General features: G+C 50.6%; 18 protein-coding genes and 1 riboswitch. Of the genes, 16 read left to right on the top strand and 2 right to left on the bottom strand.

Going from position 1 to position 17,136, the window contains the following annotated elements; all coding sequences use genetic code 11:
• Nucleotides 1–3: 3 nt before the first annotated feature.
• The 5 genes from LK536_RS31685 (at nucleotide 4) to LK536_RS31665 (ending at nucleotide 2,629) form a co-directional block, all read left to right on the top strand.
• Complete coding sequence (locus LK536_RS31685; RefSeq protein WP_331472079.1) at nucleotides 4–711, top strand: SigB/SigF/SigG family RNA polymerase sigma factor; 708 nt, start codon at nucleotides 4–6, stop codon at nucleotides 709–711.
• A gap of 77 nt (nucleotides 712–788) precedes the next feature.
• Complete coding sequence (locus LK536_RS31680; RefSeq protein ID WP_008725300.1) at nucleotides 789–1,067, top strand: hypothetical protein; 279 nt, start codon at nucleotides 789–791, stop codon at nucleotides 1,065–1,067.
• Nucleotides 1,064–1,690 carry a stage V sporulation protein AA gene (locus LK536_RS31675; RefSeq protein WP_008725303.1) on the top strand — a complete coding sequence of 209 codons (627 nt, stop codon included), beginning with the start codon at nucleotides 1,064–1,066 and terminating at the stop codon, nucleotides 1,688–1,690. The genes LK536_RS31680 and LK536_RS31675 overlap by 4 nt, the downstream gene beginning before the upstream one ends.
• Nucleotides 1,677–2,120: a stage V sporulation protein AB gene (locus LK536_RS31670; protein ID WP_025482109.1), complete on the top strand. Its 444-nt coding sequence runs from the start codon at nucleotides 1,677–1,679 to the stop codon at nucleotides 2,118–2,120. The genes LK536_RS31675 and LK536_RS31670 overlap by 14 nt, the downstream gene beginning before the upstream one ends.
• Before the next feature lie 47 nt (nucleotides 2,121–2,167).
• Complete coding sequence (locus LK536_RS31665) at nucleotides 2,168–2,629, top strand: SpoVA/SpoVAEb family sporulation membrane protein (RefSeq protein WP_120058254.1); 462 nt, start codon at nucleotides 2,168–2,170, stop codon at nucleotides 2,627–2,629.
• Nucleotides 2,630–2,706: 77 nt separating this feature from the next.
• Here the strand turns inward: LK536_RS31665 and LK536_RS31660 are convergent, their stop codons facing one another.
• Nucleotides 2,707–3,900, bottom strand: a complete 1,194-nt coding sequence (locus LK536_RS31660; RefSeq protein ID WP_227794961.1) for an MFS transporter — start codon at nucleotides 3,898–3,900, stop codon at nucleotides 2,707–2,709.
• Nucleotides 3,901–4,325: 425 nt separating this feature from the next.
• On the opposite strand from LK536_RS31660, the gene spoVAD reads away from it, so the two are divergent.
• Complete coding sequence (gene spoVAD / locus LK536_RS31655; RefSeq protein ID WP_474911993.1) at nucleotides 4,326–5,357, top strand: stage V sporulation protein AD; 1,032 nt, start codon at nucleotides 4,326–4,328, stop codon at nucleotides 5,355–5,357.
• 15 nt (nucleotides 5,358–5,372) lie between these two features.
• A complete protein-coding gene (locus LK536_RS31650; RefSeq protein WP_008725314.1) occupies nucleotides 5,373–5,726 on the top strand; it encodes a SpoVA/SpoVAEb family sporulation membrane protein in 354 nt (117 codons plus the stop codon).
• Between the two features lie 227 nt (nucleotides 5,727–5,953).
• On the opposite strand, the gene LK536_RS31645 is transcribed toward LK536_RS31650, so the two are convergent.
• A complete protein-coding gene (locus LK536_RS31645; protein ID WP_008725318.1) occupies nucleotides 5,954–8,653 on the bottom strand; it encodes a transglycosylase domain-containing protein in 2,700 nt (899 codons plus the stop codon).
• Between the two features lie 294 nt (nucleotides 8,654–8,947).
• Here LK536_RS31645 and LK536_RS31640 point away from each other — a divergent pair, with 294 nt between their 5' ends.
• The 9 genes from LK536_RS31640 to purC all read left to right on the top strand — a co-directional run bounded on the left by LK536_RS31640 (nucleotide 8,948) and on the right by purC (nucleotide 17,107).
• Complete coding sequence (locus LK536_RS31640) at nucleotides 8,948–9,598, top strand: YigZ family protein (RefSeq protein WP_227794960.1); 651 nt, start codon at nucleotides 8,948–8,950, stop codon at nucleotides 9,596–9,598.
• A 117-nt stretch (nucleotides 9,599–9,715) separates the two neighbouring features.
• Nucleotides 9,716–11,545, top strand: coding sequence for a translational GTPase TypA (gene typA / locus LK536_RS31635; RefSeq protein ID WP_008725328.1), 1,830 nt, complete (start codon nucleotides 9,716–9,718; stop codon nucleotides 11,543–11,545).
• Between the two features lie 190 nt (nucleotides 11,546–11,735).
• Entirely contained in the window at nucleotides 11,736–12,365 is a 630-nt protein-coding gene (locus LK536_RS31630) for a single-stranded DNA-binding protein (RefSeq protein WP_008725330.1), read from the top strand.
• A 137-nt stretch (nucleotides 12,366–12,502) separates the two neighbouring features.
• Nucleotides 12,503–13,000, top strand: a complete 498-nt coding sequence (locus LK536_RS31625) for a cob(I)yrinic acid a,c-diamide adenosyltransferase (RefSeq protein ID WP_227795173.1) — start codon at nucleotides 12,503–12,505, stop codon at nucleotides 12,998–13,000.
• A gap of 49 nt (nucleotides 13,001–13,049) precedes the next feature.
• A riboswitch (Lysine riboswitch) is annotated at nucleotides 13,050–13,229 on the top strand.
• 107 nt (nucleotides 13,230–13,336) lie between these two features.
• Complete coding sequence (gene dapA, locus LK536_RS31620; protein ID WP_227794959.1) at nucleotides 13,337–14,221, top strand: 4-hydroxy-tetrahydrodipicolinate synthase; 885 nt, start codon at nucleotides 13,337–13,339, stop codon at nucleotides 14,219–14,221.
• A gap of 27 nt (nucleotides 14,222–14,248) precedes the next feature.
• Nucleotides 14,249–15,007, top strand: a complete 759-nt coding sequence (dapB, locus tag LK536_RS31615; RefSeq protein WP_120058257.1) for a 4-hydroxy-tetrahydrodipicolinate reductase — start codon at nucleotides 14,249–14,251, stop codon at nucleotides 15,005–15,007.
• A gap of 91 nt (nucleotides 15,008–15,098) precedes the next feature.
• Nucleotides 15,099–15,431, top strand: a complete 333-nt coding sequence (locus tag LK536_RS31610; protein ID WP_008725336.1) for a hypothetical protein — start codon at nucleotides 15,099–15,101, stop codon at nucleotides 15,429–15,431.
• A gap of 384 nt (nucleotides 15,432–15,815) precedes the next feature.
• Nucleotides 15,816–16,229 (top strand): hypothetical protein, encoded by a 414-nt coding sequence (locus tag LK536_RS31605; protein WP_506092027.1) that lies wholly within the window; start codon nucleotides 15,816–15,818, stop codon nucleotides 16,227–16,229.
• Nucleotides 16,230–16,399: 170 nt separating this feature from the next.
• Nucleotides 16,400–17,107: a phosphoribosylaminoimidazolesuccinocarboxamide synthase gene (gene purC, locus LK536_RS31600; RefSeq protein ID WP_227794957.1), complete on the top strand. Its 708-nt coding sequence runs from the start codon at nucleotides 16,400–16,402 to the stop codon at nucleotides 17,105–17,107.
• Nucleotides 17,108–17,136 lie beyond the last annotated feature (29 nt).

Here is a 17,136-nt window from a genome sequence, read left to right as displayed (position 1 = left end):
ACCATGAAATTAATCAATATGGCTCACGAAGGGGATAAAGCGGCAAGGGACCAGCTGGTAATGGACAATGTAGGTCTTATATGGAGCATTGTGAGACGGTTTTCCGGCCGCGGATATGAGATGGAGGACCTGTTCCAGATAGGGAGCATCGGGCTTATCAAGGCAATCGATAAATTTGACACGGGATTCGAGGTGAAGTTCTCTACCTATGCAGTGCCCATGATCACAGGGGAAATCAAACGTTTCCTCAGGGATGACGGCATGATCAAGGTAAGCCGCTCCATCAAGGAACTGGGGTTTAAGGTAAGGGCTGCAAGGGAGGAGATGACATACAGCCTGGGACGGGAACCCACCATCGAGGAGATTGCGGCCAGACTGGATACAAGCCGTGAGGAAGTGGCGGCATCCATGGAAGCGGGCGCCGAGGTGGAATCCCTGTACCGGCCCACAGGCAATGGGGATGATAATACCATGTTCCTCATGGACCGTCTGGAGGAAGAGAATAATGACCATGAGGAACTGCTTAACAGGATGGTTTTAAAAGAACTGATGGAGGACCTGGGCGAGGAGCAGAGGGAAATCATTGTCAGGCGGTATTTTTACAACCAGACCCAGACCCAGATTGCCAAGGAGCTGGGCATCTCGCAGGTCCAGGTATCGCGTCTTGAAAAGCGGATTTTAAAAGAAATGCGAATGCGCTATGAAAAATAAAAAAGTATAAAATTAATTTTTCCATCCATACTAACACCAGAACCAATCAAACCAGTTTACGAAAAGGATGTGATTATATGGGTTTTGCTAAACGTGTATGTGAAATTCTGGCTGTAATCGGGGCAATTGTCCTGATTGGAATCCTGGTATGGTATCTCTCCTCCGGTATGAGGGACAGGGGATATGAAAAGGAAGGCACCCTGGTATGGGAAGAACAGAATCAGCTGGCTGGGGATAGCCCGAGGTTAGAAGAAGCGTGGAACGTTGAGGAGGCGGCATATCCTGCTTTTGTGACAGACCCTTCATCCATGATTTATGGGGAGCAGGAGATACAAAGGAGCGGTAAAGGACTATGAAGAACACCGTCTATGTGAAACTCAACCAGATTACGGAGCTGACCCACAAGGATGTGGTTTTAAAGGATGTGGCCCAGGTTTACTGTGATGACCAGAATATAATGAATAAGTGCAATGCCATGAAGGTCAAGACCATTAAGCTGGATGAAAAGCGGCGTTACATCATGAGCGCCCTGGATGTCACCCGGAAGCTGATTGAGATGGATTCCACCCTGGATGTGAACCATGTGGGGGAAGTGGATTTTATCATTGCGTATAAACCACCCTCTCCCCCGGCTTACATCTGGCAGTGGACTAAAACGGTTTTTGTCTGTGCTGTCTGTTTTTTTGGGGCGGCATTTGCCATCATGACATTTAATAACGATGTCAGCGTGACGGATGTGTTCAGCGAGGTATACCGCCTTGTGATGGGGTATGAATCAGGAGGATTCACTGTGTTGGAAGTCAGCTATAGTGTGGGGCTGGCAGTGGGGATCATTGGGTTCTTTAACCATTTTGCCTCGGTCAAGCTGAACACCGACCCCACTCCCCTGGAAGTGGAAATGCGTCTTTATGAGGACAATATCAGTAAGACCCTGATTGCCGAGGACGGCAGGAAGGAGTCAAAAATTGATATTACTTAAAAAGGCATTGCTGGCATTCTTTGGTCTGTGCGCCGGCGGCGTGATTGCGGCCGGCGTATATGCTTTCCTGGCCATCATCGGCGTGTTCGTACGCCTGATGGGAAAGACAGGCACCAGAAAGCATATCATGCTGTATGAGACAGTCATCATATTGGGGGGAGTCCTGGGCAATATCCTGGATATCTATGAGTTCCCCATCTATATGGGCGCGCTGATAGGCCCTGTTTTCCTGATTGCGGCCGGGCTGTCCGTTGGAATCTTCGTGGGCTGCCTTGTCATGTCCCTGGCTGAAACCTTAAAGGCCCTGCCTGTCATCAGCAGGAGGATCCACCTGTCCGTGGGGCTGCAGTACCTGATACTTGGCCTGGCGGCTGGCAAGCTTACCGGTTCCCTGGTTTATTTCTGGTACCATATGGCGTCGCTGGGATAGGTCAGTGATGCCATGGGCGCTGGTACTGATTGAAAAGGAGAAAAGTAATGGAAGTTGACAAGAAAAAATATGAAGAATATGTCAAGGAGATAACCCCGGTCCACAGCCTGCCCAAAAGCATGGCCTGCGCCTTCCTGGTAGGGGGCGTCATCTGCGTCATCGGACAGCTTATCACCAATTATCTGATGAACGGGATGGGGATGGAACAGGAGACAGCAGCGGCCTGGAACCTTCTGGCCCTGATCCTTATCAGTATTGTCCTGACCGGCCTTAACATTTACCCCAAGATTGTAAAATTCGGCGGCGCAGGCGCATTGGTGCCGATTACAGGATTCGCCAACTCCGTGGTGGCGCCAGCCATTGAGTTCCACGCTGAGGGCGAGGTGTTTGGCGTGGGATGTAAGATATTTACCATTGCAGGTCCGGTTATCCTGTACGGGGTCCTGACCAGCTGGGTCCTGGGACTGATTTACTGGGTTGGGGGACTGATGGGGATATTCCAGATTTAAAACGGAATACGTGCCGTTTTTTGGCAGGCGGTTGGGATGGGAAGACATTCCGGCCGCCTGCCTTTTTGCATTTTATTTTATATTATAGCAAAATAAAAGGCAGCCGTACAGGCCATGACGGCAACCCCGCCGCCTATAAGAAGGGTTTGGATTCTTATCACATCGGCCAGGGGGCCGAATACCATCATCCCCAGGGGAAGGGCACAGGAGGTGGAAATCTGCATGAAGCTGAATACCCGGCCCTGCATGGAAGCGGGGACCTGTTCCTGGATGGATACCGTGATGGGGGAATTGTAGCAGGGGGATGTGATTCCAATCATCATATTGCATGCCAGGTAAATCAGGAATGCCGGGGCCATGCCAAGGCCCGCCATCAGCACGCCGTACAGCCATCCGGCCAGGACCGTTGTTTTTAACCGCTTCTTAAATCCGCCCCAGGATGTAATCAGGATGCCGCCCAGGACAGAGCCGATGCTGTAAGTCATTTCCGAGGCAGTGAGGCGCCATACCTGCGGGCCGAAGGTGCGGCTGACCATCAGGGGCGTCAGGAAGGCGGAGGGGCTGATAAGGAACAGCACCGCTATCTGGAATAACAGGAGATGCCGTACAAAGGAATCTGTCTTCAGATAGAGGAAGCCCTGTTTCAGGCTGCTGATTCCGGATGATGTCCCGGCATGATCCTCCATCCTGTCCTTCCTGTATCCGGGTATGGCCAGGACAGAGGTAATCCCCACGCCTATGAGGGCGGTAAATACATCGATGAACAGTGTTGTTTCCAAGGTGGATACCGACAGTATGGCGCCGCTGACTGCCGGAGAGAGGAACATGATAAGGGCGGTTATGGTGCTTTGGATGCCATTTACGCGCATCAGATGCCCCTGCGGGACAATCTGGGGAATGACTGCATTGACTGCCGGTGTCTGGATTCCCGTCCCGGCAGAACGGATCATGAGCACGGTAAACAGCAGCCAGATATTCCTGTGCCCGGATAAAAAGTTAATGGCCAGTATCAGGGTGGAGAGTGCAATGACCGTGTCGGAGAGCATGATCAGCATCTTCCTGTCATAGCGGTCAATCCATACGCCTGCAAACAGGGATATGGCAATCTGCGGTGCAAATCCGCATACGGTGGATATGGTCAGCATACGTCCTGAGGAAGTGGAGAGCGTCACATACCAGACAATGGCATACTGCACCAGGGAGGAGCCAAAGAGCGATATGGTCTGGGCCGTCAGGAATCGTGCGGCTGTATTTTTCCAGGATTGGTTCATGATTTGTGTAACCTCATCTTTCTATGATTATTTTGGGATTTTGGCATAATAAAAGGGCTGCGGACAGACACTGTCCACAGCCCAATCCATAAGGACGTCCGCTGCTCCGGGAAAATGGTACAGAAACAAGGCGTATGCAATCGTTCAGACCATACGCGCAGGGCCGACCATTTCCCGATGAATAAAAGCAGTTAAACGCCCAGTTTAAGCTCCGTACAATGCTTCACCGGATACAATTGTACAGAGCTGATTCGCCTTCTCATCCTGTCCGTAACAAAGAACCATACCATAAGACAGGCCTCCTTCATATGTTTCATGTGAATTTACTCTAACAGAAATATTTTATCCTGTCAATTGCCTATTATGACTAATTTTCGGGAAATGAGAGATACTGATAATGAATATATCCTGTCAGAGGAAGGAGAATGCATAAGATGGGACAGATGAAAGGAAAGGCAAGTATAGAGTTTGAACACCCGCCGGTCATTATAAGCGCCGGGGCGGTGGTTGGTAAAAAAGAAGGGGACGGGCCTCTTGGAAAGCTTTTTGACCAGGTGGAGCAGGATGACATGTTCGGCAAGGATAACTGGGAACAGGCGGAGAGCGCCATGCAGAAAAGAACCGCGGACCTTGTGATTGAAAAGGGCGGGATCAGGAAAAGCGACCTGCGCTACCTCTTCGCAGGGGACCTGCTGGGACAGCTGATTGCCACGTCCTTTGGGACCGTGGATCTGGAGATACCTCTCTTTGGCCTTTATGGGGCCTGTTCAACCATGGGGGAGGCCCTGAGCCTTGGCGCCATGGCTGTGAACGGGGGATATGCCAGCCAGGTCATGTCCATGGCATCCAGCCATTTTGCAACGGCTGAGAAACAGTTCCGTTTTCCGCTGGCCTATGGCAACCAAAGGCCCATGTCAGCCACCTGGACCGTAACCGGCTGCGGCGCTGTTGTCATTGCAGGGGACAGGAAGAGCGGCCTTGCAAGGATTGCAGGCATCACCACGGGCCGTATGGTGGATATGGGAGCCAAGGATTCCATGAACATGGGAGCTGCCATGGCGCCTGCCGCGTTCCATACCATAGAACAGAACCTGGAGGATTTCCAGGTCAATGAAACATGGTATGACAAGATCATCACCGGGGACCTGGGAGAAGTGGGCAGGACCATCCTTTTGGAGTTCATGAAGAACAAAGGAAGGGACCTGAGCCAGATCCACATGGACTGCGGAATTGAGATATATGATAAGGAACAGCAGGACACACATGCAGGCGGGAGCGGCTGCGGCTGCAGTGCGGTTACACTCTGTTCCTATATCCTGCCTAAGGTACAGGACGGCACATGGAAAAGGGTGCTGTTTGTCCCCACTGGCGCCCTTCTGTCTACGGTTAGCTTCAATGAAGGCCAGAGCATTCCCGGAATCGCCCACGCAGTCATCATTGAGCACATTGACGATTAAGGAGGTATCGACATCATGGATTATGTGAAAGCATTTTTAATTGGAGGACTTATCTGCGCACTGGTGCAGATCCTGATGGAAAAAACAAAAATGATGCCTGGCCGGATCATGGTAACGCTGGTAGTAACCGGATGTATCCTTGGAGCCATCGGCATATATGAGCCGTTTGCAAAATGGGCAGGAGCAGGAGCAGGGGTACCCCTTCTGGGATTTGGCAATACCCTCTGGAAGGGGGTTAAGGAGGCCATCGGGAAAGACGGGGTGCTGGGAATCTTTAAAGGAGGCCTGACAGCCAGCTCCGCCGGTATATGCGGGGCGCTGGTATTCGGATATCTGGCATCCCTGGTGTTTAAGCCTAAGATGAAATAAGAGGCTGTCTGCCTGGAAATCCATGCAGGTAAAACTTTGAACTTTACCAAGGCTTCTTTTTTATCATATTATGGGCCGCTCACGATTTCCTTACTATCAGATAGGGGAGGAAGCAGGATTAAAAAGCAGTGGAGGCAGAACAAAAATAAGCCCAGGAATGCCCCGGGCTTATTTTTGTTGTTCTTCATTATTGTTCTTAATTACTTATCCGCACATAAGCAATGGGCCTAATATGGTATATTCCCCGGTCCATAACCCTCTGTGGCCGGCGCCGACGTGGAAGGCTGGTAGCCAGGCCCGATAGGTGAAACAATGGGGCTGTCGCCTCCGGTCTCGTCCGGATTTGGATTGATGATGGTGGAAACATCCGTGTGGATGTTGCAGTAGCCTGGGATGGAGAATGCTGAATCATCCGTGGCGCCTGTCTCTCCATCCGGAAGCACCATGCAGACCCTGGTGGTCTTGTTGGGGCAGTAGGGCGTTGGACGCATGCCTGAGTCAGCACATACAGTCACCGCCACATGCTTATCGCACACTTCCGTGGGAGCTGTTCCCTTTGCAAAATATTCCGTATAAACCGCGTTGCCTCTTGGGTCGGCCGTACATACGCCTGCAACGGCGCGCTTGCCGGACTTACGGCAGATTTCCGCGGTCTCTATGCTGTCCGGTATGGCAAAGCCGGGGTCGGACTTGCCTTCATGGATACGGTTCATGATGTTGCGCCATATATCCTTGTGGAAGGAGGTTCCGCCGTTATTGACATTACCGTGTTTCAGCTTCTGGTTGTTGTCACATCCACCCCAGATGCCTGCTGTGTAGTAAGGCGTATACCCCACGAACCAGATATCATTGTTAGCGGTAGTGGTACCGCTCTTGCCGGCAGCGGACATTCCGGTCAGCGCTGACCTGGTACTGGTGGAGTTGATGGATATCCCGGATCTTGCAAACAGGCGGTTGCTCTTCATGGATTCAGCCATGGCGTCCGTGAGGAGGAATGCAGTGGAATCCTTCAGGACCTGCTTGGTTTCCGGTTCATTGTCTATAAGCACCTTGCCGTTGTGGTCCAGTATCTTTGTGAAGAAACGCGGTTTGGTATACACGCCGCCATTGGCAATGGAAGCATAGGCAGCAGTCATCTCCAGGTTGGAAACTCCTTTTGTGATGCCGCCCAGGGCAGTGGCCGCGCCCAGGTCGTCCTTGACCAGGGAGGTGATGCCCATGTTCTCCGCATATTCAACGCCCAGCTGTGGAGTGACTGTCTCCATCATGCAGCGGACCGCAATCACATTCATGGAATAGATGATACCGTCACGGATATTGTGATAGCCCACAAATCCATAACCGGAGTTCCACCAGTTCCTGAAGGTTTTGGTACCGATGGTATAAGTGGAATCGTAATAAACCGTTCCCAGGGTAGCGCCGCAGGCATCCAGCGCAGGTGCAAAGGAAGTGATGACCTTAAATGCGGAACCAGGCTGACGGTAGACATTGCTGGCACGGTTTAAGGTAAGGCTGGCCTTCTTCTCACCGCGGCCGCCGCAAAGCGCCTTGATTTCACCTGTGTGCTGGTCCATCAGCACAAAGGAAGCCTGTGGCTGGAGGATTGGGTTCTGACGTTCGCCTATGATTTCGTCCCCATCCTTTAACAGCCACTCCTTGTAGGAGTCGATATCGGACTGGATTGCGTCCTCACTTGCGTAAAGGCCCTCAAAGGAGGTGTCCCGCAGGATTGTCTTGCGGTAGCTCTTGAGGTTCTCCTCGGAATAATGCTCCGTGGTGCCGTCCGCATGGGTGACACTGAGCCTGTATTCCACGGAATACTTGGCAACGGAATAGTTGTCCGGATTGTTGATTTCCTCATCCACGATGGCCTGAAGTTCCGGGTCCTGGGTGGTGTAAATCTGAAGTCCGCCGGAATACAGAAGGTTGCTGGCCTGGCTTTCCGTGTAATCCAGCTTTTCCATCAGTGCTGTTATGACCTGCTCAATCAGCTCGTCCGTAAAATAACTGTAGTGGTTATTGGTCTCCTTGGTAGCGGTATCCACATTCTGGATCCTGTCATAGACATCATCTGCAAGCGCTTCCTCCTGCTCCTCCTTGGAAATGAAACCCTGGTCATACATGTACTGCAGTACGATCTGGCGCCGCTCCGCATTCTTCTCCCGTCCGGATATGGGGTTCAGTTTGGACGGATTCTTGGTAATGGAAGCCAGCACCGCGCATTCGGACAAGGTCAGATCGGACAGGTTCTTGTTAAAATAACGTTTGGCAGCCACCTTCACACCAAGGGTGTTGTTGCCCAGGTTGATTGTGTTCAGGTAGTTGGTGATGATCAGGTTCTTGGTGTCTTCCTTGCTCATGCCGGAATTCTTCTCCAGCTGGACCGCAAGGTACTGTTCCTGCAGCTTCCGCTCAATCTTGGCGCCCCAGCCTGACTCCATGCCGCCGGAAAATACATTGTTCTTGATGAGCTGCTGGGTGATGGTGCTCCCGCCTCCTGCATAGTCATCGCTGATGACGCCCTTTACGGCACGGGCAATGGAACGGATATCAATGCCGTTGTGGCTCCTGAAACGGGAATCCTCAATGGCAATGAAGGCATTGACCAGGTTCTGAGGAAGTTCCTCATATGTGGCTGATTCACGGTTGGAACCGCTGGTGACCAGTGTGTCCGTCAGGTTGCCTGCAGCATCGTAAACCGTGGTGGCAAAGCGGTCAGGCTGGATGTTTAAGATATCTACGGAGGGGGCATTGTCAATAATACCCTTAACCATACCGAAACCGATGGACGCGCCCACTACTGCTAAGAAAAGAAACAGGACAAACAGGGCCTTAAATATATTAAGGAACAGCCGCGAGGCGTATTTGCCTGATTTGGAGTGGAGAGACTTGATCCTGCGTTCAGTCTCATACTTACCATAGTTCATATATTCTCCTTTATCGTTCCACGATTCCTTTTCGTGGACTTTCCTTAATCTTCCCACGATTCCTTTTTCGTGGGTTTTCCTTTACCTTTCCACGGTTCCCTAAACCGTGGCCTTTCCTACATAAAGATTACCTTCAAAGTCTATCCTGTAGATTATACACCAGTTTTGTAAAATTGAAAAGGTTTAAATATGCCCTTGCCATCGCCGTATTTCTATATTATGATAAAAAATAGGCAAAAACAGGTCGGAATGTGGGGAATGATACCCTTAAATTGGAACAAAGGAGTATGGAAAGTGGTAGAGCGTTACAAAATAGTATATCAGGGCGGAACCGGGGAGCTGGTTGAGAAGAAGTCCAGGTTCATTGCGGATATAAAACCAGTGGCCAGTGAGGAAGATGCGCTGGCCTTTGTGGAGGAGATGCGAAGGAAATACTGGGATGCAAGGCATCACTGCTTTGCCTATATCATAGGCGACAGGGGGCAGACGGCCAGGTGCAGCGATGACGGGGAACCCTCCCAGACAGCGGGCAAGCCCATGATGGACGTGCTGGCCGGAGAGGGGCTTCACGATGTGTGCGCCGTGGTGACCCGGTATTTTGGCGGAACCCTGCTCGGCACAGGAGGCTTGGTCAGGGCCTACTCCGGCGCGCTGAAGGAAGGTCTTAAGGCCTGCGTGGTGGTGGAGAAAAAGCTGGCCTCCTGCCTGGAGGTCAGGACGGATTACAACGGCGTTGGGAAAATCCAGTACATTGCAGCCCAGTCAGGCATTGATACCCTGGACAGCCAGTACACGGACCAGGTTCTGTTTACCTTCCTGGTGCCTGCTGCTGAGGAAGGCCGTTTTAAGGCCCAGCTGACGGAAGGGACCAATGGGCGGGCTTCCATTAAGAACGTGGATGAGGTCTATTATGGCGTTGTTGACGGAAAAGTCATTGTTTTTTAGAAGAAAATTCCGTAATCAGCGGCATTTTCCCGTAAAATCCCTTGCATTATGTAAATAGCAATGCTATACTATAAAACCGTGGCTGTAGACGTATATAATTAAGGAAGAGTAATCACTATGAAGATGAAAAGAGAAGATGTAAGAAATATTGCTATTATTGCCCATGTAGACCATGGCAAGACCACATTAGTAGACCAGCTGTTAAGGCAGAGCGGCGTATTCCGTGTGGGCCAGGAGGTCCAGGAACGCGTCATGGACTCCAATGACATTGAGCGCGAGCGCGGTATCACCATCCTGTCCAAGAATACGGCTGTATTTTATAAAGATACTAAAATCAACATTATCGACACTCCCGGACATGCCGACTTTGGCGGGGAAGTGGAGCGTGTGCTTAAGATGGTGAACGGAGTCGTGCTGGTGGTGGATGCCTATGAAGGCCCCATGCCGCAGACCAAGTTCGTGCTTCAGAAGGCGCTGGAACTGGATTTATCCGTGATTGTGTGCATCAATAAGGTTGACCGCCCGGAAGCGCGTCCTTCAGAGGTGATTGACGAGACGCTTGAGCTAATGATGGACCTTGACGCATCGGATGAGCAGCTTGACTGCCCGTTTATCTTTGCGTCCGCAAGGGGCGGATTTGCAAGGTATCACATGGAAGATGACAACATGGACATGGGTCCCCTGTTTGAGACCATCATCAGCCATACGCCTGCCCCGGAAGGTGACCCGGACGCGGACACCCAGGTGTTGATCAGCACCATTGATTACAATGAATTCGTGGGCCGTATCGGAATCGGAAAGGTTGACAACGGCGGCCTTAAGGTCAACCAGGAATGTGTCCTGGTCAACCATCATGACCCGGATAAATTCAAAAAAATCAAGATAGGAAAACTCTATGAGTTTGACGGTCTTAAGAGGGTGGAGGTACAGCAGGCATCCGTTGGTTCCATCGTGGCTATTTCCGGTATTGCGGACATCCATATCGGCGATACCATCTGTTCACCGGACCATCCTGAGGCAATCCCGTTCCAGAAGATATCCGAGCCGACCATTGCCATGTACTTCATGGTAAATGACAGCCCCCTGGCTGGCCAGGAAGGAAAGTTCATCACCTCCCGCCACCTGCGTGACAGGCTGTTCAGGGAGCTGAACACCGACGTAAGCCTGCGTGTGGAGGAGACGGATTCCGCTGACTGCTTCAAGGTTTCGGGCCGCGGCGAGCTGCATCTGTCCGTACTCATCGAGAACATGCGCCGCGAAGGCTTTGAGTTCGCGGTGAGTAAGGCGGAAGTACTGTACAGGTATGATGAGAGGAACCGCAAGCTGGAGCCGATGGAACTGGCTTATGTGGATGTGCCGGAGGAATACACCGGCGTGGTCATCCAGAAGCTTACAAGCCGCAAGGGCGCGCTCCAGGGCATGAGCCAGGCAGCGGGAGGATATTCCAGGCTGGAATTCTCCATCCCTTCCAGGGGACTTATCGGATACCGCGGTGATTTCATGACAGATACAAAGGGAAATGGTATCCTCAATACTATTTTTGATGAATATGCAGAGTACAAGGGCGACCTGTTCTACCGCCAGACCGGCTCCCTGATTGCATTTGAGGCAGGAGAGGCCATTACCTACGGCCTGTTCAATGCCCAGGAAAGGGGAACCCTGTTCATCGGACCGGGAACCAGGGTATATTCAGGTATGGTCGTAGGCCAAAGCCCCAAGGCGGAGGACATTGAAATCAATGTCTGCAAGACCAAGAAGCTGACCAACACACGTTCCTCCAGCGCGGATGAGGCGCTGAAGCTGACGCCGCCGAAGATCATGAGCCTGGAGCAGGCCCTGGACTTCATTGACACGGATGAGCTCCTGGAGGTAACGCCGGAAAGCCTGAGGATCCGCAAGAAGATCCTGGACCCCACCATGCGTAAAAGGGCGTCCTTTAAGAAGTAAAAACGACATAATCAAACACAAAAAGGCGGATCCTGTCGAAATGTTCTGGCAGGATCCGCTTATTTTTTGGTCTATTATGGTAAATTTCCTCATAAACTATCAATGTGCCGTACGAAAGCAAGCTGAACAGAAAGAAAAAAATAAAAACGGCCAAGTGAGAATTTATTTAGAAGCGAAGAGGAGATGTACTATGTCAGAAAAAATGATTGAAAACAACAAGGTAAGTGTTATCGGTGAGATCGTATCGGGATTTACCTTTAGCCACGAGGTATTTGGAGAAGGCTTTTATATGGTGGATGTTGCTGTGAACCGGCTCAGCGAGCAGGCGGATATCATCCCGCTTATGGTGTCTGAGCGGCTGTTGGACGTACACCAGGACTATTCAGGAAGCACCATTGAGGCGCTGGGCCAGTTCCGTTCCTATAACCGCCACGAAGGGGTGAAGAACAGGCTGATGCTTTCCATCTTTGTCCGGGAGGTCCATTTCATGGAAGAATTTACGGACTATACAAAAACAAACCAGATATTCCTGGACGGCTATATCTGCAAGCCGCCGATTTACCGCAAAACTCCTCTGGGCCGTGAAATTGCAGATATCCTTCTGGCAGTCAACCGTCCATACGGCAAGTCTGATTACATACCATGCATCAGCTGGGGGCGGAATGCCCGCTATGCATCCAGCTTTGAGGTGGGCGCCAGGGTGCGCATATGGGGCCGCGTACAGAGCAGGGAGTACACCAAAAAACTCAGCGAGACCGAGTGTGAGAAGCGGATTGCCTATGAGGTTTCCATCAGCAAACTGGAATGTGACGAGGAATAATCTTTTAAGACTCTTTGGAATTTCTTTCGGAAAAAGTAAGAAATATTTGCAAAGTTGGTCAAACTATGCTATTATGAGCAAAGTCTATGAATGAAACATCATTCTTAAGAAAAAGCAAGTAAAGCATGAGGTGCATGATGATGAAAGAAAGCATGATACAGGTTATCTGCGGGCCGGGCAAGGGTAAATCAACAAGTGCAATGGGCAGGGGAATCAGTGCGCTGGCCAAGGGCAGCAATGTAATCATGGTACAATTTTTAAAAGGTTCCCTGGACATGGATAACATGGAAATCCTGAAACGCCTGGAACCGGAATTTAAAATTTTCAGATTTGAGAAGACTCCTGTTTTTTTTGACCAGCTGTCAGAGGATGAAAAGGATGAGGCAAGGATCTGCATCCGCAACGGGCTGAATTTTGCTAAGAAGGTCCTGGTGACAGGTGAATGCGATATCCTTATCCTGGATGAGATACTTGGGATCCTGGATGAAGGCGTCATTACCCAGGATGAGCTGTGCGCCCTTATCGGCCAGGCAAGGCAGGCTGAAATCAGGCTCATACTCACCGGCAATGTGTATCCGGATTCACTGGATGCATATGTGGATGAGGTTACGAAGCTCCAGACCAGATATGAATGAGATTTCCTGTTGACATCCATATCATAGGATGATAATATAATACCAACAATCATAGAGTAGAGGTTGCGTCAATCAAGAGTAACCAGGCCCGATGTGGCAGGCACAGAGGACGGCTTGGGGAAAGGGAAAGACGCCGAAGGGGGAAGCATACCTGGAACATGTTTCTTTCTGGGCATATGGTGAACATCCATATGACTGTCATCCGGGTGGATGGAGAGCTACCGAAGAACGTGGATTCGTGAATGACGATATGATACGTACGTGAAGGGCTGACATTTACCTCAGCCCTTTTTTGCTATCCTGTGATTGAACCAAGAGAAAAGGAGAGAATAAATTATGGCTATTTTTGAAGGAGCAGGCGTTGCGCTGGTAACACCATTTAAGGAAAATGGGGAAGTTAACTATGAAAAGCTGGAAGAAATCGTGGAGGAGCAGATTGCCGGGGGTACGGACTCCATCATTGTCTGCGGAACCACAGGAGAAGCTTCCACCATGAGCCATGAGGAACACCTGGATGTGGTGGGATATGTGTGCAAGGTGACCGGAAAACGCATCCCCGTCATTGCGGGAACCGGATCCAACTGCACGGAGACAGCCGTTTATCTTTCCGTGGAGGCTGAGCGCCGCGGGGCCGACGGCCTTTTACTGGTATCCCCTTACTACAATAAGGCCACACAGAACGGGCTGAAGGCGCATTTTAAGGCGGTTGCCGATGCCGTGAAGATTCCAATCCTCCTTTATAACATTCCTGGAAGGACCGGTGTCACGATCCTTCCCCAGACCATAGCCGACCTTTGTAAGAATGTGGATAACATCGTGGGCGTAAAAGAAGCAAGCGGTAATTTCTCAGCCATTGCAACCCTGATGAGCCTGGCTGACGGCAAGGTGGACCTGTATTCCGGCAATGACGACCAGATCGTACCCCTGCTTTCCCTGGGGGGGAAGGGCGTGATTTCCGTGCTTTCCAACGTGGCTCCCAGACAGACCCATGACATCTGCGCCGCTTATTTTGCAGGGGATACGGCGAAAAGCACCAAGCTGCAGCTGGATGCCATTCCGCTGATTACAGAGCTGTTTGCGGAAGTGAACCCCATTCCGGTAAAGGCGGCCATGAACCTGATGGGCAAGAATGTGGGACCGATGCGCCTTCCGCTGACCGAGATGGAACCCCAGAACCAGGAGAAGTTAAAAGCAGCCATGACTGCATACGGCATCCTGTAAACCAAGGCTGGAAAGGATAAGACACAGATGGTAAAAATGATAATGCACGGCTGCGGCGGGGCCATGGGACAGGTAATCACAGGGCTGGCCGCAGAGGATGAGTCTATTGAGATTGTGGCGGGAATTGACTTACACCCCGCAAAGGACAGCGGTTATCCCGTATTTGAAAGCCTGGATCAATGTAACGTGAAGGCAGACGTGATTGTGGATTTCTCTTCGGCAAAAGCCGTGGACGGACTTTTAAAATACTGCTCCGAAACAGGTATGCCGGTGGTGCTGTGTACCACCGGGCTGTCGGAAGCACAGCTGGAGACACTCAAACGCGCCAGCGCCAGCGCTGCTGTGCTGCGCTCGGCCAATATGTCCCTGGGCGTCAACCTGCTCCTTAAGCTGGTGAAGGATGCGGCAAAGGTACTTGCCGGTTCCGGCTTTGACATCGAAATCGTGGAAAAACACCACAACCAGAAGATGGATGCGCCCAGCGGCACGGCCATTGCACTGGCGGATTCCATTAACCAGGCCATGGATGAGCCTTACGGGTATATCTATGACAGAAGCACCCGCCGTGAAAAAAGACACGTGTCGGAAATCGGCATAAGCGCTGTCAGGGGCGGGTCCATTGTTGGGGAACACGATGTGATTTTCGCCGGCAGGGATGAGGTGGTCACGTTCAGCCATACCGCTTATTCCAAAGCCATTTTCGCAAAAGGCGCCCTGGAGGCCGCGAAGTTCCTGGCAGGAAAAGGCCCGGGACTCTATACTATGGCTGACGTGGTTAAATTGTAGGAAATATTTTCCTGAGATAGCAGGATATACCACCATAATATATTCTCCAAACGCACATAATAAGGGTAGAAATAGAAAGGAGAATGTTATTATGAAAAAAATCAGACCTGCTATCTTAGCTATGTTACTATTCGTTATGGTTCTATCTGTGACGGCCTGCGGAAGCAATAATTCAGGCACCCAGTCCACCACAGGTTCCAGCCAGTCTTCTTCATCGGCAGCAACATCCACAACCGCTGCAGGGAGTAATGAGAGCAGCAGCAATACATCCGGTTCCGAAACCACCGGAGGCGTGCTTGACAATCTTGTAGATGACGTGGAAGACGGCGTGGATGATGTGGGCAACGGCATCAAGGACATGACCGGCGAATCAGGTAATACCAGTGAGACCAGCAACACTGCCACAACAGAGGCAACACACTAATCATTATTCTATGGTATTTATTGCAGGGCGGACCCTTTCTTGGCCGGTGAGGCAGGGAAAGGGTTCCTTTTGCATTGCTGGCGGGACAGGGAGTGGGGACTTTTAGCTTATCTGCCGGAGCTGGGGAAGAATCCCCTTTGCGTATCTGGCGGGGCAGGAAAAGAACGTTTTTAACTTGGTTCAGGGTCCTGAGGAATGGGTGTTCTGGTCTTGATATGGAACCGGGGATGAACTATAATGACCATATGCGGCCGGATTGGAGAGGATGCGGGAAAGGAGCCAGGAATGGGATTCCTGAACCGGAGGATATGTGGCTGGAATCATAGGATGGTATGGTGGAAGTCATATTGGCGCAGAAGATGGCTTCGCCTGTACAGAAGCCATATGATTAAGATGTGGAAGGGCAGGGAGAATGAGGGACACAGGCGGATTTACAGGCAAAAAACAAGGAAGAGAAAAAAACTCATAAACAGGACGGTGAAGAGGAAAAAACACATTACGAGAAAAATCCTTATAATTGCCATAGGGATGGTTGTATATTGGAATGCATCCATTCGTGGAGGATTTTTCGCATCGTTAAAAGACATGGTCCAGATCCGTTATATGGAAGAACAGGATGCGGTACGGGATCATATGACCAGCAATGGGCGGGTGGAACCTGCACCGGATGGGGACAGGATGGAAAAGGACGGCCGTCATGAGGGGAAGATTCAGAAGGAAGGCGTGACTATCATTCTGGACAAAGGGTCTGTGAGTATTTTCCGGTTGGAGGAACACATGGAACCAGGGAGTGATTAGAAGGGGATAGAAAATTCATTAGGAATTTTAATGATTGCACTTCTTGTATTCAACTGGATATTGTATTATAATTTCTTCTGAAATGGTATTCTTTTATAGCGTCAGCTTATAAATCTATATCTTATATCTATGTTACCATATGAATAAAAGAAAAGGACAGGTGGATACCCATGGAAAAGAAAGAGATGCTCTATGAAGGAAAGGCTAAGAAAGTCTATGCAACTGAGGACCCGGATGTTTTAATCGTATCCTATAAGGATGATGCCACTGCATTTAACGGATTAAAGAAGGGGACCATTGTGGGCAAGGGAGCCATCAACAACCGTATGACCAACTTCATCTTTAAGAAGCTGGAAGAAAAGGGTGTGCCCACCCACCTGGTGGAAGAATTAAATGACAGGGAGACTGCTGTCAGGAAAGTGGAGATTGTGCCCCTTGAGGTAATCGTGCGCAACTATTCCGCCGGCAGCTTTGCCAAGAAAATGGGAATGGAGGAAGGCATCAGGTTCAAATGCCCGACCCTGGAATTCAGCTACAAGAATGATGACCTGGGCGATCCGTTCATCAACAGCTACTATGCGCTGGCACTTGGCCTTGCCACCCAGGAAGAGATTGATGACATTACCAAATATACCTTCAAGGTAAACGAAGTGCTTCAGGAGTATTTTGACGGCCTGAACATCGATTTGATTGACTTTAAGATTGAGTTTGGCCGTTACCACGGGAAGATAATCCTTGCTGACGAGATTTCCCCCGATACCTGCCGCCTGTGGGACAAGGACACCCATGAGAAGCTGGACAAAGACAGGTTCAGAAGGGATCTTGGCAATGTAGAGGATGCATATGAGGAAGTGTTCCGCAGATTGGGAATCCAGTAATGAACTTACATACAACGCCTGGGCATTGA

Origin of the sequence: Clostridium pacaense (assembly GCF_020709765.2) — a bacterium.
GTDB classification, from domain to species: Bacteria; Bacillota; Clostridia; order Lachnospirales; family Lachnospiraceae; genus Enterocloster; species Enterocloster hominis.
This window is presented reverse-complemented; position numbering and strand designations above follow the sequence as displayed.